The organism is Anaerotignum faecicola, from assembly GCA_024460105.1.
Lineage (GTDB): Bacteria > Bacillota > Clostridia > Lachnospirales > Anaerotignaceae > JANFXS01.
Genome location: JANFXS010000002.1, coordinates 58,568 through 78,905, shown reverse-complemented (window position 1 = coordinate 78,905; position 20,338 = coordinate 58,568). Strand labels below are relative to the sequence as shown.

Annotated in this window: 15 protein-coding genes and 1 pseudogene; 14 read left to right on the top strand and 2 right to left on the bottom strand. The window is 38.7% G+C overall.

The window, feature by feature from the left end; translation table 11 throughout:
• Positions 1–6: 6 nt before the first annotated feature.
• The 6 genes and pseudogenes from NE664_02980 to NE664_02955 all read left to right on the top strand — a co-directional run bounded on the left by NE664_02980 (position 7) and on the right by NE664_02955 (position 5,976).
• Positions 7–1,944, top strand: a pseudogene (locus NE664_02980) (DNA polymerase).
• Between the two features lie 141 nt (positions 1,945–2,085).
• A complete protein-coding gene (locus NE664_02975; GenBank protein MCQ4725625.1) occupies positions 2,086–2,439 on the top strand; it encodes a hypothetical protein in 354 nt (117 codons plus the stop codon).
• Between the two features lie 67 nt (positions 2,440–2,506).
• The gene (locus tag NE664_02970; GenBank protein MCQ4725624.1) at positions 2,507–3,052 is read left to right on the top strand and encodes a hypothetical protein; all 546 of its coding nucleotides are present in this window, start codon (positions 2,507–2,509) and stop codon (positions 3,050–3,052) included.
• Complete coding sequence (locus NE664_02965; protein ID MCQ4725623.1) at positions 3,052–3,582, top strand: recombinase family protein; 531 nt, start codon at positions 3,052–3,054, stop codon at positions 3,580–3,582. Before NE664_02970 ends, NE664_02965 begins: the two co-directional genes overlap by 1 nt.
• Positions 3,583–3,807: 225 nt before the next feature.
• Complete coding sequence (locus tag NE664_02960; GenBank protein MCQ4725622.1) at positions 3,808–4,179, top strand: hypothetical protein; 372 nt, start codon at positions 3,808–3,810, stop codon at positions 4,177–4,179.
• Between the two features lie 279 nt (positions 4,180–4,458).
• Complete coding sequence (locus NE664_02955; protein ID MCQ4725621.1) at positions 4,459–5,976, top strand: putative DNA binding domain-containing protein; 1,518 nt, start codon at positions 4,459–4,461, stop codon at positions 5,974–5,976.
• 1,724 nt (positions 5,977–7,700) lie between these two features.
• On the opposite strand, the gene NE664_02950 is transcribed toward NE664_02955, so the two are convergent.
• Positions 7,701–8,876 (bottom strand): PucR family transcriptional regulator ligand-binding domain-containing protein, encoded by a 1,176-nt coding sequence (locus tag NE664_02950; protein MCQ4725620.1) that lies wholly within the window; start codon positions 8,874–8,876, stop codon positions 7,701–7,703.
• A gap of 184 nt (positions 8,877–9,060) precedes the next feature.
• Here NE664_02950 and NE664_02945 point away from each other — a divergent pair, with 184 nt between their 5' ends.
• From NE664_02945 to NE664_02910, 8 genes are all read left to right on the top strand, one after another.
• Positions 9,061–10,254 (top strand): M20 family metallopeptidase, encoded by a 1,194-nt coding sequence (locus NE664_02945; GenBank protein MCQ4725619.1) that lies wholly within the window; start codon positions 9,061–9,063, stop codon positions 10,252–10,254.
• A 32-nt stretch (positions 10,255–10,286) separates the two neighbouring features.
• Positions 10,287–11,564, top strand: a complete 1,278-nt coding sequence (locus NE664_02940) for a DUF362 domain-containing protein (GenBank protein ID MCQ4725618.1) — start codon at positions 10,287–10,289, stop codon at positions 11,562–11,564.
• A 284-nt stretch (positions 11,565–11,848) separates the two neighbouring features.
• The gene (locus NE664_02935; protein ID MCQ4725617.1) at positions 11,849–13,030 is read left to right on the top strand and encodes a PucR family transcriptional regulator ligand-binding domain-containing protein; all 1,182 of its coding nucleotides are present in this window, start codon (positions 11,849–11,851) and stop codon (positions 13,028–13,030) included.
• Between the two features lie 140 nt (positions 13,031–13,170).
• Entirely contained in the window at positions 13,171–14,190 is a 1,020-nt protein-coding gene (locus NE664_02930; GenBank protein ID MCQ4725616.1) for a succinylglutamate desuccinylase/aspartoacylase family protein, read from the top strand.
• Between the two features lie 331 nt (positions 14,191–14,521).
• The gene (locus NE664_02925) at positions 14,522–15,697 is read left to right on the top strand and encodes a DUF819 family protein (protein MCQ4725615.1); all 1,176 of its coding nucleotides are present in this window, start codon (positions 14,522–14,524) and stop codon (positions 15,695–15,697) included.
• A gap of 110 nt (positions 15,698–15,807) precedes the next feature.
• Positions 15,808–16,185 (top strand): hypothetical protein, encoded by a 378-nt coding sequence (locus NE664_02920; GenBank protein MCQ4725614.1) that lies wholly within the window; start codon positions 15,808–15,810, stop codon positions 16,183–16,185.
• Positions 16,186–16,201: 16 nt separating this feature from the next.
• Positions 16,202–17,248, top strand: a complete 1,047-nt coding sequence (locus NE664_02915) for a hypothetical protein (GenBank protein MCQ4725613.1) — start codon at positions 16,202–16,204, stop codon at positions 17,246–17,248.
• A gap of 929 nt (positions 17,249–18,177) precedes the next feature.
• The gene (locus NE664_02910; protein ID MCQ4725612.1) at positions 18,178–18,711 is read left to right on the top strand and encodes a methylated-DNA--[protein]-cysteine S-methyltransferase; all 534 of its coding nucleotides are present in this window, start codon (positions 18,178–18,180) and stop codon (positions 18,709–18,711) included.
• Positions 18,712–19,151: 440 nt separating this feature from the next.
• On the opposite strand, the gene NE664_02905 is transcribed toward NE664_02910, so the two are convergent.
• Positions 19,152–20,333, bottom strand: a complete 1,182-nt coding sequence (locus tag NE664_02905) for a CoA transferase (protein ID MCQ4725611.1) — start codon at positions 20,331–20,333, stop codon at positions 19,152–19,154.
• Positions 20,334–20,338: the final 5 nt, after the last annotated feature.

The window sequence follows — 20,338 nt, the reverse complement described above, 5'->3', positions numbered from 1 at the left end:
TGTGCTATGAAAACATTGAGTATTGATATTGAAACCTTCTCCTCGGTCAATCTGCAAAAATGTGGAGTTTACAAATATGCAGAGAGCGAGGATTTTGAAATATTGCTGTTTGGCTATGCCGTGGACGGCGGAGCGGTGCAGGTGGTCGACCTTGCCTGTGGGGAGAAAATCCCGGCAGAGATTATTGAGGCACTGACCGATGATGCTGTTATAAAAACTGCTTTTAATGCTGCTTTTGAGAGGGTGTGTCTATCCAGGTACTTATCGGATTTAGGTGTAAGCCTTGACCCGTTCCATGACAATCATCCGCTGTCGCAGGAGTGCGCCCGTTACTTAAATACAGCAAGCTGGCACTGTACCATGATTTGGTCGGCAACCCTGGGTCTGCCTCTTTCCCTTGAAGGTGTCGGTGTGGTTCTTGGACTGGAAAAGCAGAAGCTGACCGAGGGTAAATCCTTAATCAAATATTTCTGCGTTCCCTGTGCGCCGACCAAGGTAAACTGAGGTCGCACAAGAAATCTGCCGCAGTATGATATGGAAAAATGGCAGCAGTTTAAGGCATACAACCTCCGTGACGTGGAAACGGAGATGGGCATACAGGCAAAGTTGTCCCGTTTTCCTGTGCCGGATAAAATTTGGAGCGAATACCATGTGAGCGAAGAAATCAATGACCGTGGCATTGGTGTGGATATGGTGCTTGTGAAAGAGGCAATCGAAATCGACAGCATAAGCCGTGACCATCTAACCTCCAAAATGCAGGATATGACAAATCTCGACAATCCCAACTCCGTGCAGCAGATGAAGATGTGGCTGTCGGATAACGGTATGGAGATGGAGAGCCTTGGCAAAAAGGAAGTGGCGGAGGCAATCAAAACGGCGCCACAGGATATTACCGATGTTCTTTCCTTACGTCAACAGCTTGCCAAGAGTAGCGTGAAAAAATATACAGCGATGGAAAATGCCGTGTGCAGGGATAACCGTGCAAGAGGTATGTTTCAATTCTACGGAGCCAACCGAATCGGAAGATTTGCGGGAAGGCTGATTCAGTTACAGAACCTGCCTCAAAACCACATGGAAGATCTGGCAGAGGCTCGTGGTCTTGTGCGTAGCGGAAATTATGATGCTCTGGAACTTTTATATGAAGATATCCCCGACACCCTGTCACAGCTTATCCGCATGGCTTTTGTGCCACAAAATGACAGAAAATTTATCGTAGCCGACTTTTCTGCTATTGAGGCGAGAGTTCTTGCGTGGCTTGCGGGAGAAGAGAGGCGTCTTCGTGTATTTGAGGAAGGCAAAGACATTTATTGCAGCAGTGCCAGTCAGATGTTTGGTGTTCCGGTGGAAAAACACGGTGTGAACGGACACCTCCGTCAAAAAGGCAAAATCGCAGAACTTGCCCTCGGTTACGGTGGTTCGGTTGGTGCCTTAAAAGCGATGGGTGCCCTTGAGATGAGCCTTACGGAGGATGAACTTCAGCCTCTTGTATCTGCATGGAGAAATGCCAATCCGATGATAACCAGGCTGTGGTGGGATATCGACCGTGCCGTGAAGACCAGCGTGAAAGAAAAAAGCATAACAGAAACTCATGGCATTGTAGTTCACTATCAGAGTGGCTTTCTGTTTCTGACCCTTCCGTCTGGCAGACAGCTTGCTTATGTGAAACCACGTATGGGAGAAAATCAGTTTGGAGGCGCGGCAGTGACCTATGAAGGTGTGGGTGCAACAAAGAAGTGGGAGCGTTTGGAAAGCTACGGTTCTAAATTCACGGAAAATGTGGTACAGGCAATCGCAAAGGATATTCTGATGTTTGCCATTCAGACCTTGAGCCACTGCGATATCGTTGCCCACGTTCACGATGAAATCATCATCGAGTGCGACCGCAGGGTTTTCCTCTATGTCGTTTGTGAGCAGGTGGGCAGGACTCAGCCTTGGGCGAAGTGACTACTTCTTCGTGCAGACGGGTACGAATGCGATTTTTATAAAAAAGATTAAAATTAGGGGGTTCGATTTCATCGGATTCTTCGCTTGTAGGCAGAGGGATACAAGTCCTTCTGCCTATTAAATTTTTAAGGAGGATTCGATATGGACGAATTCAGAAAGTACAAACCAATGGTGTATGTGTGCAGCCCTTATTCTGGGGACACGCAGTTCAACACCGCACAGGCAAAAAAATATAGCCGTTTTGCCTACAAACAGGGTGCAATCCCTATGACACCACATCTTCTTTATACGCGGTTTATGTGTGATGAGAACCCTGCGGAACGCAGTGATGCGATGCATTTCAATTATGTGCTGCTTGGCAATTGCTCGGAACTTTGGGTGTTCGGCAGCAGAGTGTCCGATGGTATGGCACACGAAATCGGTATCGCAAAGAAGAGAAAGTTGACCATCCGTTGGTTCAACGAAAGCTGTGAGGAGGTGTCCGTTGATGAGTGAATTTAAAGCAGTACGGACCGAGTATAAGGGATATTTGTTCCGTTCCCGCCTGGAGGCTCGTTGAGCAGTGTTCTTTGATACCCTTGGTATCCCGTGGGAGTATGAGCTGGAAGGCATTGTCTTAAGTGACGTCACACATTATCTGCCGGACTTCTATCTGCCGGACTTCCATTGTTTCTTTGAAGTAAAGAGAAAAGGCATCCGTGGTACGGCAGAGGGTGATGCTGCCATTGCTAAAATCAGTGACGGTCAGAACCATGACAGTTGGGCAGGTATCATCTGCTTTGGCGACCCTATGGATGATGATTTGTATATCTTCTGCCAGGAAACAGATGACGGCGGCGGTGGTTGCTATGAAAACGAAGTAACCATCGGTCTGCATCCAGATACCCACAAGCCGTGCCTCTTTGCCTATAACGACAGACGCGAGAGATGTTTCTTTACTCATTTTGGTGAGGATATGGACGATGAAATTATCCCTATGCTTACCAATGAATATGGCAAGTACAGATATAAGGATTTCGTGAACGGCCACGTGATGTATGCCCGCAAGGTGGCAAGACAGGCACGTTTTGAATATGGGCAGACACCGAAGGTAAGGAGGGACAGATAATGAGAAGTTTATCTCTTGCATACGGCAACAGCCACCAGGCAAAGACCTGGGTCAATAAAACCATTCTGTTCGATGAACTGAAGGAACGCCTCAAAGTCACCATCCGAACTCTGGAGTCGGCGGAAGAATACGCAAATATGAATAAGGCACAGCGTGATCTGGCAAAAGACCATGGTGGCTTTGTGGGCAGAGTTCTTAAAGAGGGTATCAAAACTATCAGGGGCAACACCCGATGGAATGTGAATTCAATTCGTACTATCTTGATTAACGAAAAGTACATCGGTGATGCTATGGCACAAAAGACATTTACAATAGATTATCTGACTAAAACACGAAAAGAGAATCAGGGGGAACTTCAAAAGTATTATGTAGAAAATGCCCATGAGGAAATTATTCCAAGAGAGGTATTCTATAAAGTCCGGGAAGAACTGCACCAACGAGCCAATATATATAAGAAATCCAGTAAACAGGAAACCGAATCAAAGGGCAAGCATAGTGGAAAATACGCCTTATCCAAGATTACCCTCTGAAAAGAGTGCGGCTGTGAGTACCGCAGATAAATCTGGTCTAAATATGGAGAAAAGAAAGCGGTATGGAGATGCGAAAATAGGCTGAGAAATGGGACAAGATGCTGCAAAGATTCGCCAACCATAGAGGAAAGCATATTACATAGGGCAGTTTTACACGCCATCAATCAAGTGCTGGAAAACAAAGGTGACTTTGTCCTGACATTCAGAAAAAATGTAGTCACAGCCATGACACATGGTACAGAGGATTCGGAATATGCTGAAGAAAAGAAAAAACTGCAGAAAGCCATGGCAGAACTGATACAGCAGCAAGCCCAGCAGAACGGCGATAAAACCGCCTTTGAGGAACGCTATCAGGCGATCCCAGCACAGATAGAAACGTTGGAAATGAAGCAGATCAAAGCAGCTAGCAGAGGCGAGAAGAGCAGAAAGATGGAAGATATCGAGGACTTTCTGAACAAAACAAACTGCATACTGACAGAATATGGCGATAAGCTGGTGCGCCGGCTAATTCAGAATATTCATATAGTAAATGCAAGGAAGATAGAAGTAGCATTCAATTCAGGATTTACAGTTGAGGAGATGCTTACAGAATATTAAATACATGATGATGAAAAAATTAGTAGCTGTTTATGAGTTAAAAACAACTACCAGCAATTGTATCAATTTTTTGATTTTACAGAGGGTTATGTGGTAAAATAATAAATATAGATTAAGATAGAGTGTATTTATGGCATATACAGTAGAAAAGCAATATTAAAAAATACCTATGGAAGTTAGATAAGCTTTCTGCAAAGTTTTTCTATTTTCTATTGTCTTTCTAGTAGAAGTTTGAAGTATTTAAAATAAGATCTAAATTTGTGATTAGGGAGAAGTGCGATGAAAGAAATTTTACAAACCAATAATGTTGAAAAACTAAAAGACCTGTTGGTTAATATGCATGAGAAATACTATATTGAATTGAAAAGAGCTACTGAATTACCAAACTCATTCTGGGAAAGTTATTCATCTTTTTCAAATACAAGTGGTGGTTGGATAATTTTGGGGGTATCAGAAGGTAATCCGAAAAATGAAATCGTTGGTGTTGGAAATGTAGAGAAAACATTAACTAGTTTATGGGATCAACTTTCAAACGGTAACAAAGTAAGTTATAGAAATATTAATAATGAAGATGTAAATACATATACTATTGATGGAAAAACTGTAATAATAATATATGTAAAGGAAGCTCCCGAAAATATGAAACCTGTTTTTATAAGTGGCAAATTAGAAAATTCTTGGATTCGTACCGGGGATGGGGACAGGAAAGTTAGCAAAGAAGAACTGTTTTCTTTAGTCAGGAATGCACAGCCAGGGCATGATAGTTTGCCCGCAGAAAACTTCACTATAGAAGATATAGATATAGATTCTCTTATTACTTATAAAGAAAGGGTAAATAAGCGATTCCCTAAAAAAAAATACATTGAAATGGATAATATCGATTTTTTAATGGAAATTGGAGGATGTTATAAAGATCGAATTTCAGGGGATTTAAAAATAAGAAAGGGAACGGTATTATTTTTAGGGAAATATAACTCTATTAAAGAACTTTGTCCTCATTACCATTTAGACTTTTTTAATCGCAGGGGTAATAATGAAAGATGGATAGATCGTGTTTCAGATGATGAGCCGAGTGATTACGAAATGAATATATATAATTTTTATAATATTGTGTACGAAAAAATGAAGGTGATTTTAAGAGAATCTTTTAAACTTGATGAAAATCAACAGAGAGTACCAGTATCTGATTTTGATGAGACGATTAGAGAATGCCTTGTCAATTGTTTAGCACACGCAGACTATATTCAAGGTTTTCCGTCAACAAAAATTGATGTATATGATGGTTGGTTTGTTTTTTCAAACCCAGGAAAAATGTTAGTAACAAAAGAACAGTTTTTGATGGGTGGAGATTCTAGACCAAGAAATGAAATAATAATGAAATTATTTAGATTATTAGGCGTATCAGAAAGACAAGGTTTTGGTGGACCTTTAATTTACAAAACAGCTATAAAAAATGAATATAAACGACCAGAGGTTTTTACAAATATTGAAAAAACTGAAATAAAAGTATGGAATATTGATTTAGTTGATTCATACCCGAATTTGTCAACCGAAGAAAAAAGCGTTTTAAAATTTATTGCTAAAAGCAATGAAGCACATTCGGTTACTTCAATTAAAGCCGCATTGGGTTATACCGACTATCGTGTTAGAAATGCAATTTCTGTATTAGAACAAAAGAAATTAATTGCTAAAGTAGGTAAAGGTCCTTCAACAAAATATACGATTTGTATTGAAAGTACAGAATTTTTAACACAATTACAAATGGTAATGGATATATTAAAAAAGCGCATTCTTTAGTATTATCATTTCGCTATCTTTTGAATATCTTTTGAAAAGGCTATAGTTTTTAAAAGATAAGTGAATTTTTCTATAAAACAGTGGCATTTAGAGTACTATAGTATCTTTTGAATATCTTTTGAAATTTAATTAGTTTTCAAAAGATACCTGTTTTGTATGAGATTATAGTATAAAAAGATATGTCAATCCATAAACTATGGCTCTTTGATGTTGCGTTTGGATGATATCACGTTGATGGGGGGTGAGATTTTTTCTGTAAATATATTATGAAAAGGTTCTTTTATGATAAAACATTATTCATAGAAGAACCTTTTATTTGGATGCTTTAACTTAACAAATCCCCTAGTTTTACTAGGGGTAAATAAAATACTTTGGTATATTATTTTGAATGATAATTACTATGGATTTACTAATTATTAAATGAATGATATACAATATTAATTAACATAATGTATTCTCAATTATAGTACCTGCTTATAGGTTGCAGTGTAAATAAATGTGATGATATTTTTTTCGATGCCCCTTTAAGGGGGCACGCAATACTCCTTCTAGGGGGGCAAACAACTAGTTTACTATAGTGGTTTTGATTATAACTTTAGCAGAATGTAAATAAAACCATAGCAAAAATGTCGGATGCATGCCAGAAAAAGGATAAAGTTTTCAAGTCATTATAAAAGGTTATATTGTAGATACAGATGTCCTGAAAGCGTTAATTTAATTTTATATATGATCTTAGACAGAAAAATGCTTTGGATATATTATATATAATAGTTTCAATGTCCACAAAATAATGTGATTAAAAAAACTTGGAGATGTAGAACTATAGACTGAATTTGTATAAGATATTTATGGAAAAGTTACATTCAGTTTACAAGTCATACATGGTGAAAACAGCGTTAACGGCATAATAACGGTGTTAAAGCCTTCTACGGCGCTTCGGCGCGCCTGCATACTTTTTCATTGATATTAAATTATTGGAGCTTTTCTCAATTCTTCGACTCCGTGTGGAGAAATTTTTTGTTATTCAAGACACAAGTAAGCAGGCTTTCCCATAGGCAAAAGTGCAACCCGTGTGAGAGTTGTGGCGTGGAGCGTTCCCCAAAGAGAGATTTGAGAGTTCAGTCAAGTGTTTTCAACGCAAAAGAACAGAAAAATTTGCCATGTTGAGCATGTATGCCATTGTAAATTTAAGCTGGTAAGCAGTAATAAATCATTAGCGCCTGTATTTATAGTAATATGTTTGCTTAGCTGTTTTAACGGAATGCTGTATAGACAGTTTTTCGGCAACACCGAAGGAAAAAGGGGAAAAACTTATGTATACAAAAATCTTGAATTCACAGAAAATATGGCAATCTTAGGAGAAAAATCTGAAATGGTTTAATATATCTGTTTCTGTTATTCCAAAAAACAAGAAAGACGCATTAATAAATTAAAATCATCCTTGCGTTATGATGCGTTGGATTGTCGGAACCGTTAGAAATTTTGCGCGCAATCTTACAAGCATATGCGCTTTGTGTGTACTGTGGCGGCTAACATTGTATAGGCAGGACTCGTAATCTTTGAAACCGGCAGCATGCCTGTTTTAACGGAGCAGGCAGATGACGTTTGCAGCGGCGGCAATTTATTAAAAGAGGGCTAGACATATTTTTAAGATTAAAATGACAATGAAAATTCTCATTGTCATTTTTTATATATTGTATGAGTTTTTTGTACAAAGAAAAAATTTACAGACAATATAGTTTTTCTATTTTAATTGCAATAAGGAATATAAGTTTTCCTTCCAAAGTAAGCGGATTTATATCCGTAAGTTCATAAACTTTTTTCAGGCGGTTAGAAACAGTATTCCTATGCACAAAGAATTTTTTTGCAACGGCCAGTAAATTTCCGTCGGTTTCGATATACGCTCTAAGATATTCATAAAGAGTAGTGGAATTTTGGGCGTCGTAGTCAATTAGTATTCCTATTGAACTTTTGTAAAACTCTTTCAGCATATTAATGTCATTGGATGTTGAGATAAGTTTGTATATTCCGGCTTTATCATAATATAAAATTTCATTGCCGGTACTTTCGGCAACGTTTAGCATCGGCAGAAGCTTTTTAAAGTTTTGCGAAAGATTAAATATATTTCCGTTTAAACTGCCGACACATGTATAAACCTTATAATCTGCCAGCTTGATTATAAGGTTTTCATTAAGAGTTTTTATAAAATTGTTGACAAAGTTTCCGCCGTTATGTATTAACGTTAAAACAACCGTTTCATTATAAATAAATACGGCTGTTTTAAGCTCTTCGCTTTTGGCTGCGATATGATCTAAACTTACAACTATTGTCCTAAGGCATATGTCAAGCAGGTCGGGATTGTATGATCGCAGGACAGGTTTAATTACCACTGGGCAAAAAAATTGTTCTGACGAAATATTATAGCCGTTAAGGTTTTTAATTTTGGATTTAATATTGTTTGGATTTAATATTATTGATTTAATAAAATCGGAAAGGCTTTTTCTTTCGCTCCCTGTATAAATTAATATGCGCGATATGTCTTTTACAATGTCTACCATCATTATGTCCAAAGGAATTGTATAAAGGGGAAGGCCCGCTTCATTGCAGTAAAATATTACTTCCTTAGGTATTTTATCAATATATTTTCCGATTTTTATTATCAAAGCAGAGGTTTTTTTGGATTGAAGTATTTTTACTATATCTAAAATATTGTCGGGATTTTTTATGTTTATAAATGAAGTGAGTATCATTTTGTTCTCATGCACAAATCTTCCGGAAAAGTCCTCGACAACTGATACCCAGCTGATATTTTCCTTATATATCCCTTTTTCTCCCGCAATAAGAGTTATATTATAGTTTGAAGGAAGTTTTTTTATAATTTGTTCAACAGTTATACCCATATCTGCACCTCCGTATCTAATATTATAACGTATAGCTGAATTTATTAAAATAAAAAACAATATTTTATGTGCATATGCATAAAGAATAATGGGAGTTTGTTTGTTTTTGAATTATGTTGGCAGTGATAAAATACTTTATATAAAAGATGTGCCGATAATTTGCATATTTAAGGGGTGATTGTTTGTGACAGACGCCGAGAGAGTTATTGACTACATTGAGAAAAACCGCAGTGAGATTGTAAGGATTGCAAGCGGGCTTATAAGTATTCCTTCCGTTTCAGGAAGGGACGACTCAAATGAGCAGTATAATAAAGAAGCCGATTATCTTATTGAAGAATTTGCAAAGTTTGGTATAAAGGCTGAAAAATATTCCCTTGCGCCGGGCGGATGCAATCTTGTCGCTTCATATAAAGGCAAAGGGGGCGGACGGACGCTTGCGCTTGGCGGGCATTATGACGTTGTGGCAGCCGATGAAAAAACTTGGGAAACCGAAGGCGGATTTATACCTACTATAAGGGACGGAAAGCTTATCGGACGCGGAGCGGCTGACATGAAAGGCGGCCTTGCCGCGTGCTTTATGGCTTTAAAAGCCGTTAAGGAATGCGATATTGAACTTGCCGGGGAAATGCAGTTTATTGCTACGGTTGATGAAGAAATAGGCGGGCCTTACGGTATGGATTATCTTGTAAATGCCGGAATTGTAAACCCAGATTTTTTCATAAATGCCGAACAGACCGAAATGAAAATAATAATTGCGTACAAGGGATGCGCGTGGTTTGAAGTTAAGGTATACGGGGTAACGGCACATGGAAGCAAGCCTCAGCTGGGGATTAACGCTGTTGTAAATGCCGCAAAGCTTATAAACAAAATCAATGAAGAAGGAGTGCCGTTTAATAGAGACGAATTTCTCGGCGACGGTTCATTATGCATAGGAAATATCCACGGCGGCAACGCTGTAAATGTTGTTGCAGATTTATGTACGTTTAATATAGACGGGCGTTTTGTTCCCGGGCAGGATTACAACGACGTGCTTGCAAGAATAAGGAAAATGATTGAAGAGCTTGAAGAAGAGGACAAAAATTTTAAAGCCGAAGTAAATTTTTGCAGCCGCACGACAAATGCCGTCCGTATAGATGAAAAAAGCGATCTTGTGAAAGCCCTTGTTGAAAATTCAAAGAAAATAACCGGCAAACCATCGCCGCTGGGCGGATTTATCGCCGCGGGGGACAACTGCTTATTCCATCAAAAAGGCGTTCCGGCGCTGATGTACGGACCGGGTACGCTTGATTGTATACATAAAGCGAACGAATGGGTTTATATTGACGAGCTTGTTGAAGCGGCAAAAATTTATGCTCTTGCCGCAATGAGCATATGCTGAATAAAAATTGAAATTTGAAAAGGGGAACCGTTATGTCTGGAATAACACATTTAGTTGAGAATGAAAAGATACCTCGTTTTGTAAGGGTTAAGCAGTATTTTCCCCACAATGAATTGTCCGAGGAAGAAATAAAGGATGTTATCGCCGAAAATTTTTCAAAGAAAGAATTTAAGGATAAAATCAAAGCCGGGCAGAGGATCTGCATAACAAGCGGAAGCCGCGGAGTATCGAATATTGTTGTTATAACTAAAGCTGTTGTTGACGAGGTTAAAAAGTTGGGAGCGGAACCGTTTGTAATACCCGCTATGGGAAGCCACGGAGGAGCGACGGCCCAGGGGCAGAAAGGTATCTTGGAGGGATATGGAATAACGGAAGAAACCGTAGGCTGCCCTATAATTTCATCAATGGAAACGGTCAAAATCGGAAGAGCCGAAGAAATAGACGTTGATGTGCAAATCGACAAAAACGCTTATGAAGCCGACGGCATAATCGTTATTAACAGAATTAAAGCGCACACAGGATTTAAGGGGAAATATGAAAGCGGTTTAATGAAAATGATGACTGTCGGGCTCGGAAAGCAGGCAGGCGCGTATGTAGCGCATTCGGCAGGCGACGATGCGATGCCTGAAAGGCTTTTCTATATAGGCTCGGAAATCATAAAAAAAGCAAATATACTAATGGGTATAGGGTTGATGGAAAATGCCTTTGATAAAACATATAAGATAGCGTTCCTTCAGCCAAATGATATTCCGTCTGAAGAACCCGCGCTTCTTAACGAGGCAAAAGCCGCCATGGGCAAAATATTCCTTGAAGGCTGCGACGTGCTTATTCTTGAAAAGATTGGAAAAAATTACAGCGGCGGAGGAATGGACCCTAATGTTGTGGGGCGCTCAAGGCTTCCGATAGGGATTAAATCGGAAAGGATGGGAATTTTTGAACTTAGCGAGGAATCGCATGGAAATGCAACAGGAATGGGAAGGGCCGATGTTGCCACAATGAAATTTTTCAGGCAGATTTCATTTGACGACACATATCCGAATGCAGTAACGGATCATGACAGTTCGGTTTACAAGATTCCTCTTATTGCCGAAAATGAAAAGGAATGTATTCAAACTTCTATGGCGATATGTTTGAATATGGATAAAAATAATCCTAAAATAATTATATTAAAGAATTCGCTTGAAATTGAAGATATACTTATTTCGGAAAGCCTTATTCCCGAAGCGAAACAAAGGGAGCAGCTTACGATTATCGGAGAGCCGTTTGAACTTGAGTTTGATAAAGACGGAAACCTCATAACCCAGATTTGATAGAATTTTGAACTGACTTTAAAACAATATTTTATTTCCAAAAACACAGGTATTAAAGCCTGTGTTTTTATTTTTGAAAGGATTATATATGTATGGAATGTATATGGATGAGTATATACATAATAGTTTATGCGTTTATATATTAATTAAGGAAGAAAGGCAAACGATATTAAAATCAATAATATTATGTGTTTATATGTTAAGTGATTATTTAAATATTTCAGTATTTCATTTATAATAATATTAGTACCGTTCATATTTGGATGAAAGGAGAGGAGTGTTTTATGTCGCTTACCGTGGAAAAAATTATGAATTTGCTGCCGTCTTCCTATAGAATAAGGCTTGTTGCCGGGAAGGGAGGCCTGTGCAGGAGCGATATAAACTGGGTAAGCCTGGTTGAAGACTATGATACTGAAAAATTTAGAAATATTAATCAGATTGTAATCACGGCAGGTATAAATATGAAGTGCGAAGAGGAATTGGCAGAATATGTAAAGAATCTTCATGAGGCGCGCACAGCGGCGCTGATACTTAATGTCGGTAAATATATAAAAAAAGTAGACGACGAAATAATCAATTTTTGCAATAAAGTAGATCTTCCGCTTTATACAATGCCGTGGGATGTGCTTATGAGCGATCTTGTCAGGGATATATCAAAAATACTTATTTTGAATGAAAAAAATAAAAAAAGTATATTTGAACTTATTCAAAGTATAGTGTTTAACACAGGCAATATTAATAAACATATAAACGAACTTTGTATGTATGGATTTTCGGAGGAAATGTATTACTGTCCAATAATAATAAAATCGCAGCATGACGGAATTGAAACAATTCCCGATATGGCGCTTAAAAGCCTTAAAACGGTGTTTGAGAATTCAATCTCAAAAATAAGAGACGCCAAAATGATTATGTTCACATATAACAGGAAAATTGCCGTTGTGGTTGCATACTACAACAAAGGAGACGTCGAAAAATATGTTGACGATATATCGAAAAATATTGGGGCAGGAGGATTCTTTAATCACAGAATAACCCTGTTTGTGGGAAAACAGAATGATATGCTTAACAGGCTTTCGGTAAATTTCAAAAGGCTTAATCAATTTCTTAATTTCAGCTCCAAGAAAGATTTCGATGTTGTGTACTATGACAAAATGGGAATATATAAGCTTATTGCCGATGTAGGCGATACTGAGCTTTTAAAAGAGTTTTATGACGACTCCATTGGCAAGCTTAAAAAATATGACAGGGAAAACAGCTTAAATTTTACGGAATATCTTAAAAGCTATATTGAATATGACGGCAGTGTAATTGCCGTGGCGAAAAATTTTTATGTACATAGAAACACCGTAAATAACTATCTTAAAAAAATTGAAGAAATAACAGGTATAAATCCCCTTACGGTTGAGGGAAAATTTATTTTCCTGATGGCGATGAAAATTGAAAGGCTTTTTGATATTCAGTAAAACCAATGTGCAGGCGCACATTATTTCAGTGACAAAATATAGTTTAAAATGTGCCTTATATAATTTATTATTTAGTTATGAGCAAAGTTAAAGTTTTGAAATTAAAACTTTAAAAATAAATTTAAAAAGGAGCTGTTTTTATGGTGGAGTATGAAACATTTGACTATGAAGAACTCGTAAAACATCGCGGAACAAAAAAACGCGGATTTTTAGACATTGGTACAAAGCCTGACGGCTCGATGATGCGGATACCTTATGTTATTGCCGTTGGAATAGAAGAAGGGCCTACGCTCCTTATGGACGGCGGTATACACGGAGATGAAGTTGAAGGGGCGGAAGCCATAGCCCATGTATTCGACGGGATCGATCCTATGAAATTAAAAGGGGTATATTTAGGCGTGCCACATCTTAACCTTGAAGGATTTAATATCGGAAAGCGGGTGGCAAGTTCCATCGACTACGCTGCCACTGATATGAATCGTGTTTTTCCGGGCGATGAGGTTCATGGAAAAGTAAGCGCATACATAATATCAAAGTATGTTAAACATTTTGTTGAACATGCGAATTACTGGGTAACTTTCCACAGCGGAGGGAATACGCTTTATATTGAACCTATAGCATGCTATACAAATCCTGAAAAAGACGACGTTTTCGGCGACCTTACGCTTAATATGGCAAAGTGTTTTATGACAAAATATTTATGGCTCTGCAATCCCGGCGGGGGAAAAGAGGGAAGCCGCGCTACAATGAGGGATTTGTCCGAAGCTATGAAGATTGCATATATATGCCTTGAAATGGGCGGAAACGCGGCAATTTTTAAGGAAAGGGAAAAAATATACAATATGTGCCATAACGGCATTATAAATCTTATGAATTTTATTAAAATGACGGACGGCCCTGTTCCGCAATTCAGGCAGGATACGGTTTCTGTGGACGTTGACTATCTTCATGTAACAAACGGGGGTATCTACCACCCGGAAAAATATATATTTGATAAAGTTGATAAAGGGGAACGGCTTGGATATGTGACAAACATATTCGGAGACGTTATTGACGAACTGTTTGCCCCGTATGACGGAACGGTTGTAGGAACATGGACGCCTCCTGTTATTCAGCCGCGTGAATGGGGATGCCTCTTTGGGAAATTTATGGAAATTTAATAATGACAACACCTGTTATAAATATAATTTCTCCCGATTATATTTATAATAGCCCCCTATATATTCTTTAGGGAAGCCCCTGAATAAGGGGCTTTTTCTCTGGCTTTTAAAATTTCGGGTTACAAACAATTTGGCTTAAAAAGAAATTTTTATGTGCAAATGAACAAGAAAATATGGATATATGTTTATATATTATGTGCAAATAATAAGTTAAAATATAGTCAACAATAAAACATATTTACAAATATTTATAAAGGAGGGCAGAATGATGTTCGGCATGTATATAGGTTGTTCCTGATTTTTATGAGGGGTTAAAGGGGTGGAATAAATTATGATTACGTCAGCAATGGGTTTTTATGCATTTATATTCGCGTCAATGGCAGTCATATTTATGATCTGCAAGAAGTACGAAAAAAGCAAGGTTGTACAGGTTTTGCCGCCAATTATATGGATATTCCTTTTTATGGCGTTTTGCGCGACATTCAGAGTTTACGACACTTCGGCCGAGGGTATACAAAGTGCGCAAAACTTTATGTATGAAAATTTCCTTCCTATGATGCTTATTATGTTTATGCTTACATGCGACATAAGAAAAGTTATTAAGTTAGGACCGCGTATGATTATGGCGTTCCTTCTTTCATCGCTTTCGATAATGGCAGGTTTCACGGTAGCATATTTAATATGCAAAGGGTTCCTTCCCGAAAGGGCCTGGGCAAGTATTGCGGCTACGACAGGTTCGTTTATAGGCGAAACGATTAATATGGTGGCTGTAGCCGGCGTATTTGGCGTTGAAGGCATGGATTATGCTTACAGTGTAATGATGGTTACGTTTGCGTTTACTATTTTCATGTCGGTTATGATGGCGCTTATTCCGAAAAAAGACAAATGGAATAAATTTATGAAAGCCAATACAGACGGCTTGGATGAAATTGCCCGAAGGATTTCCGAAGAAACAGATCCGAATGTTAATAACTGCGATATGCTCGATTATTTAAAGCTTTTTGCTATAGCAATGTGCGGTACCTGGGCAATAAATTCTTTAATTCCTTATTTGCCGCCCGTAACATTCCTTAATGCAACGGGATGGAGAGTTGTATTGTCTTCTATTATCGGTATTATATTGGGCGTTACTCCTGTTCGGAAGCTTCATGGGGCGACGGAATGTGCAAATGTTTTTCTTTACGCATGTATGTGTGTGACGGCGTCGTACTCAGACCTTATGCAGTGTAAACAGGCTCCCGGATTTCTTGTAGTATGCATAATCATGCTTATAGTTATGTTTGCGCTTTGGATATTTTTTTCCAAAATATTCAAATTTGATTTGTTTACCGCGGAAGTTGCTATTACGGCAAACATTGGAGGAACTTCATCCGCGCCGCTTATTGCTGCGACACATAACCCTAACTGGATTTCGTTCGGTATACTCCTCGGTTTTTTCGGCGACATTGTAGGAACCGGGCTTGCCATAGCTTTCGGTAATTTTCTTCAGTATCTGTCAATGTTGTAACGGAACGTAATAGAATAAAATTTGTCCCCTAATTGTATAGTTTTAATAAACTAAACTATATATATAATATAAAAATATAAAATGTAAAATGTAAAAGGAGAGTGTTAGAGATGAAATTTATGCATACAAGATTGCCGGACTTTTACTCAAAAGTTAAAGACGCTGCAAAAAAGCTCCGCCCGGAAACGGAAGTTGCAATAAGCGGGCTTGAAAACGTTAAGACTGCTAAACTGGCTTCTTTAAGATGCGGACGCGTAGAAGATGAAATTATCGATATAACGGAAGACAAAGATATTAAAAAAGTAGAAGTTGTTCTTACTCCTGATAACCCTGAAACATTATATACTGTTGTTATAAAGGGCATTACGGAAGACGGAACATGCAAGAAGGTTATTCTTGAAAATATGATGCTTTCGGCGCCTACGGTTGAAACCCATCTTTTTGGGGTTGAAGAGATTATAGATCGCCGCAGCAACATGAAAAGATAAAAAGGAGGACGACGCTGTGAAACTTAAATACCGTATTATCCCACAGGGGGCTGCGAATGGCGTAGTTCCGTTAAACTGGATTTTTATTGAAAGAAAAGATGTTAAAGCATGCGGGCTGACAGACTTAGAAGCTTGCAAAGCAGTCGGCAAAGCTCTCGGGGACGACTGTGCGGCTGTAAATATTATGGATATGGATGACGCAATTACCGTAACAAGCGACGGCATTGTTGCGCCGGGCGCTGTTGTTGGCGTAGCTTCTGTAGACCATGGCATGATTAATCAAAATTACGGTTTCCTTCCAATTAGCCCTATACCGTATTCGGATAAGATGATTGAAGAAGAACCGCACATGAAACAGTGGCTTATGGATGAATATAAAGGGAAAACTCTTTATAGAGGGCCAAGCAGGGAAGACCGCGGCAACAGAGGACCGAATAATGAAAATATGACAATGTCGGGCCGTATTGCAAACAACAACTGCGGTTCGGAAGTTATGAATATGGTTGAGATGACAGAAATTCTTGCTCCGTTCTTTGGCCAGGTTGAGCTTATGAAAGGCGGCGAAGTTATAATCGGAGTTGCAGGTCCGGAAGTGTCTGTCGGAATAGGAATGGTTGTAAGCGAGCGTCATGGAAGAATTTTTGGAGGAGATAATCTCGGTTCATATAAAGCCGGAATGTCGGCGCATAACTCCGGAGTGTATGCAAAGACTGTAAAGAGCGATTATCCTGCTATTTGTTCAACAAAGTCTGTTCTTGCGGAGTATTCTCTGCGTGCCCTTGACATCGGACTTGTGCCGGGACGCCATATAGGATGCTCGCCTGCGCTTTTATGCCTTGCTAAAGCTTATGGAAAGCCGATTGATTTTGATAATATTACACGACGCGCTTGGATTGAACTTGAAAGCGTTGGTTTATCAAGGGAAAAACTTGAGGAACCTGCTCCTGTTTTAACAAGGGATGAAGTAATTGCACATGCGGATGAAATTATTCCGGGCATGCCTAATGCGGTAAAATATAAAGTATCTGATATTATTGAAATTAGATACACAGATATTGATTAAAATATACATATTGAACGTTAAAGGGGACTTTTGCATCGCAAAAGTCCCCTTAATATTAAAAAAGACAATAATTTTTTAAATCGTTTTAGGTTACAGCGGAATATTTATGATTTTTCTTATATAAAAAGCAGTTTCGGTTTTACAAGAGCGCGCGCGGTTTTAACGCACGTTAGCGGTGCAATAGCTGTGTTAAAGCCGCTTGACGTAAGAGCCGATGCGTTTTCACACTTTTGTCCCGCTCTTACACTTCTGGAGCCTGTTGAAACCGGCCTCACAAGGAAAATTTTTTGCAGTTCAAGGCGTATACACGCCGGCACGGCGGAGCCTGCGGCAGGCGTGTGCAGTATGGAAATACGGAAAATCTTTCTTAGTGGGACGTGCGCGCCCTTGTAAGCGGAAACTATCGGAAGATTAGATAATAATTGATAAGTTTGTGGTAGTATGTACATATTTATTATGATAAAATTGTAATATATCAAATCAGCAGGATAAAAGAAGCGAAAGTGAGCGGAGTTTTTTGGACAAGTAAGATATTATAATAGGCAGAGATAAGAAAATACCTCAACGAATAAGATTATATTATGAAAAACAGAAGATTATGAAATAGAAAAGGTATTTTAACTGTTTGAATAATTAGTTACAGCAAAAGCTGGGATTGTTTTTAAAAGTTGGAGAATGAAAAGAACTTAAAGAGTATAACGCAATTTATATGACAGTCAAAACATTGAATGGGATTTATATTAGACAAAATAAGAAAAATTTTGCGCCGCGTTGGTATGTTGATGAACATTGTCAAAGTCTTCGAGGAATTATTGCAATGTGATTTTGAAGATTATACAGTTATAATTATTTATTATTTTGGGGTTATAGGCAGATGCTGAGATGATGTGTATAATTAAATGCGGCTTGGAACAGGGGGGAAGAAAAGCATGCAGTATATCAGTAACTATAAGTCTTTTATCGGCGATATATTATTGTCAGCGGATGACGTAGGTTTAACGGGATTATGGTTTGAGGGACAAAAATATTTTGCGCTGCATTTGGACAGGGAGTGCGAAGAAAAAGAAATACCTTTGTTTGAAAAAGTTAAGCATTGGCTGGATATTTACTTCTCGGGAAAAGAACCGGATTTTGATATTCCCCTGCATTTTACAGGAACGGTTTTTCAAAATGAAGTATGGAAGATACTTTGTTCTATTCCATATGGCCATACTATGACTTATGGCGAAATTGCAAAAAAATTTGCTTTGGAAAGAGGGAGTGGGCACATGTCGGCTCAAGCAGTCGGAGGGGCGGTTGGACATAATAAAATTTCGATAATTGTACCGTGTCATCGTGTTGTCGGGACAAACGGCAGTCTTACGGGATATGCAGGCGGAGTAGACAAAAAGATAAAGCTGCTGAACTTGGAAAAGGCAGATACAAGTTCTTTTTTTATTCCTAAGAAAGGAACGGCGTTGTGAAGCCGAAAAATTATCAATATAAGGTCTTGACTTTTAAAGATAAAAATTAAAAGCTTTTGCTTTGATATTAAGTAAGTTTCAGTTTATAAGGGAACGCATGCCGCGTAAGGAAAAGTTTTCTGCATTTTCGTGTTGCATATACTACGTCGGCACATATGCGCCTTGAACTGCGAAAAATTTTTCAATTATGAGGCCCGTGTGTGTTCTTGTAAACTGAAGATAAATGACAATGAAACCTTTATAATATATTTTTGAACAACGGACAGCCGCCAATTTAACGGCGGCTGTTTAACTGTATATCTGTTCCGGTTTCAGAGCTTGCGTTTTTTGAATTTGTACTTTCCTGCCAAGCGTAACAAATCCAATATACATAAAAATTGAATTTTCATGCCGTATATGTTTTTGTAAACGGGTTTATATTTGATAAACGTTTATTAACGTTATATAACGCCTTTTTCTTTAAGCCCAATAATATCGTTTTGAGAATATCCAAGGGCGCTAAGTATTATATCGTTATCCTCTCCTAAAGAAGGGGCGGCCTTAATCAATTTATCTTCCTCATAGGACATTTTAATTGGCGTGCCTGTAACTACAACTTTCCCCATTCCCGGCTGATCAACTTCCCAAAGCATATTGCGCGCTTTTGTCTGAGGGTTATTTGCAAGCTGTTCCATGTTTTGGATATTGCCGAAAGGTATTCCGGCGTTCACTAAAATATTTTCAAGCTCGCTTTCAGATTTCTCAGACGTCCACGCTTCAAGCTCCGGTTTTAAAGCCCCATAGTTATTACACCGATTTACGTTTGTAGAAAACCTTTCGTCCTCTAAAAGATCCGGTCGTCCTATCAAACCGCAAAGCTTTTCAAACATAGCGTCCGTACCGCACGCAATGACGCACATGCCGTTTTTTGTCCTGAACGAATCGAATGGCGCTATTGCCTGGTCGTTATTTCCGCTTCTTGAATTAATTTCGCCGTTAATTGTGTAATCTATAAGGAAATGATCCAGAACCGATATCATTGTATCAACCATGGCAACGTCAATATGGCATCCTTCTCCTGTTTTTTCCCTTCGATAAAGGGCAATAAGTATGCCTATGCATAACATTGCCCCAGTATAGCTGTCGGCTATTGCCGGGCCTATTTTTGTGGGTTCCCCGTCGGCCGGCCCCGTAACGTCCATGATGCCGCCCATCGCTTGGGCGACTATATCATAACATGGGCGTTCGGCAAGAGGCCCGTTTATTCCAAAGCCCGTAATATTGGCATAAATAATTCCGGGATTAATTTTTTTCATTTCCTCATAAGAAAAACCAAGACGATCCATAACTCCAAGCTTGTAATTTTCAACAATTACATCGGCATCCGCAAGAAGTTTCCTTAGTATTTCTTTTCCGTCCTCCTGCTTTAGGTCGAGAGTCATGCCTTTTTTATTTCTGTTAAGCATTACATGAAATCCGCTTTCGCCGTTTTTAATCGGTTTCCATGTGCGCACTTGATCTCCAGCGCCGGGCCTTTCGATTTTAATTACTTCCGCACCGTGATCCGCCAGATTTTGTGTGGCAAACGGTCCGGCATAGGCCTGGCTCAAATCTATGATTTTAATTCCTTCTAATGGTCTCATAAACC